Consider the following 2,021-nt stretch of genomic DNA (forward strand, 5'->3'; position numbering starts at 1 on the left):
CCCATTTGTGAGCACCTGCAGAAGCGATAAGCCCCCGGCCCGCTCTCCATCAAAAGGGCTGTAGGGACGGGGGGCGGGTTGAAATCTCCAGTTGCCAATGTTACATGTAACGGAAAGGAGATCATCATGCCGACCCCTGTTTCTCAACGTGTCCAGAAGCGCCGCGAGGCACTTCGAGCAGCGGGCCTCCGCCCCGTGCAAATCTGGGTGCCCGACACTCGCCGTCCCGGTTTCTCCGCCGAATGTCGTCGCCAATCAGCCCTGATTGCGAAGGCGGATCGCCTTGATGCAGAGCTTTCCGATTTCATGGATGCCGCGCTGACTGATCTGGACGACTGGCGTTGAGGCGGGGCGATCTAGTAACCGTCGCCCTTCAAGGCGACTACGGAAAGCCGCGGCCTGCGCTGGTCGTCCAATCTGATCAATTCTCCGATCTGGGCTCGGTCGTGATCTTACCGATCACCTCAACAATGATTGATGCGCCGCTCCTGCGCCCAGCCATTGAACCATCTTCCGATAACGGGCTGCACGCTCCATCTCAAATCATGTTGGACAAGCCAATGACCGTGAAAGCCGACAAAGTTGGCCCTGCTTTTGGCCGACTTGATGATGCCGCGATGGTCAGTGTGAACCGATCATTGGCGTTGCTCTTGGGCTTGGCCGGGTGACGAAGGAAACAGATCACCGCTCCCCACCCATAATCGCGGCTCTGCGCTCTTGCCGCCCGCTCTTGGGCTACTTCGACGGCCCAATCCGATCCCCCCTCCCTAGGGCGTCGATCACTCCGGATTGAGCCGTTTTTCCCTCAATTTTCATCGAAAAACGGGCGCAGCCCTTTCTTGTTCTATAGCTCTATAAGTTCAGGCGAAAATCGTCGTTTATTATCAATTACTTGCGCGTATATATGGGGGGATGGGGACTAAAAACGGAGAAATGATAGTGCCCCACGGCGTGGTGTAAGAGCGCCGACCTTCTCAGAGGTCTGAGTCTGATCAGGACGCTGCGGCGGGCAACCTGATGGTGGGATTGTCGGTAACGCGAGCCAAGGTTCCAAGAGACATGTATCGCCGGGCCACGGCCCATTCGTCGTTTGTCTCGAGCATTAGCGCTCCGACGAGGCGGATGATGGCGGCGTCATTCGGAAAGATCCCGATGACGTCGGCGCGCCGTTTTACCTCTCGGTTCACCCGCTCCAGCGGGTTCGTGGACGCAATCTGGGGCCAATGCTCGCGGGGAAAGGACATGTACGCCAGCACACCGTCGCGATACGCATCCATCAGGGCGCCTGAGCTTGGATTGCTTCTCGCGCAGGGCGTCCGCCACGATGGACCACTGCGCCTCGGCGTCGGCCTTGGTTTCCTGGGCGAAGATCGTCTTCAGCATCGCCGCTACCGCGGTGCGCTGCTTCGTCGGAGCATGGGCCCGTTCATTGCGCATCCAGTGAATGCGACAACGTTGCTGGGTCGCATTGAAGGCCCGGCGTGCGGCGGCTCGCAGGCCCTTGTGATCGTCGGCTATGACCAGCTTGACGCCCCGCAACCCATGATCGGCCAGTGACGTGACCGCAGGAACTCGGTCCAGAAGGTTTCAGCCTCGGATGGGCCGGTGGCAACGCCCAGCACCTCGCGCTTGCCGTCCTCATTGACCGCCACCGCGAGTATCACCGCTTTGCTGATGATACGTCGTAACCGGCCGATTGAGACCGCAGGTTACTTCTGAAGCATCGGGGCGACCAGGATGATCGCCATGCCGGTCAGACAAAGGACTGCACCGATGATGTCCCATCGGGTCTGGATCTGCCCCTCTACGGCCCAAAACCAGACGATAGATGCAGCGATGTATATGCCGCCGTAGGCCGCATATGCGCGACCGACAAACTCGACCTCAACCCGCGTCAGCAAGTATGCGAACAGGGCGAGGGAGATGGCGCCCGGGATAAGCCAGAGGGCAGAGCGGTCAAGCCGCAGCCAGGCCCAAAACGCGAAGCATCCCGCGATCTCGGCGAGAGCAGCCAACGCATA

General features: G+C 59.7%; 3 protein-coding genes and 1 pseudogene. 2 read left to right on the forward strand and 2 right to left on the reverse strand.

Annotated features, from left to right (window positions below):
* The first annotated feature begins 126 nt into the window (after window positions 1-126).
* Both CG50_RS16665 and CG50_RS16670 read left to right on the forward strand, forming a co-directional pair.
* Complete coding sequence (locus CG50_RS16665) at window positions 127-345, forward strand: antitoxin MazE family protein (RefSeq protein ID WP_081880458.1); 219 nt, start codon at window positions 127-129, stop codon at window positions 343-345.
* Complete coding sequence (locus CG50_RS16670; RefSeq protein WP_081880459.1) at window positions 342-668, forward strand: type II toxin-antitoxin system PemK/MazF family toxin; 327 nt, start codon at window positions 342-344, stop codon at window positions 666-668. Before CG50_RS16665 ends, CG50_RS16670 begins: the two co-directional genes overlap by 4 nt.
* Before the next feature lie 324 nt (window positions 669-992).
* Here CG50_RS16670 and CG50_RS13975 read toward each other — a convergent pair.
* Window positions 993-1,682 (reverse strand): annotated as a pseudogene (locus tag CG50_RS13975) (IS256 family transposase); the annotation flags it as partial.
* Window positions 1,683-1,709: 27 nt separating this feature from the next.
* Window positions 1,710-2,021 (reverse strand): YnfA family protein (locus CG50_RS13980; protein WP_211248634.1); only part of this gene is annotated, 312 nt, incomplete at its 5' end.

The organism is Paenirhodobacter enshiensis (genome assembly GCF_000740785.1).
Classification (GTDB): domain Bacteria; phylum Pseudomonadota; class Alphaproteobacteria; order Rhodobacterales; family Rhodobacteraceae; genus Rhodobacter; species Rhodobacter enshiensis.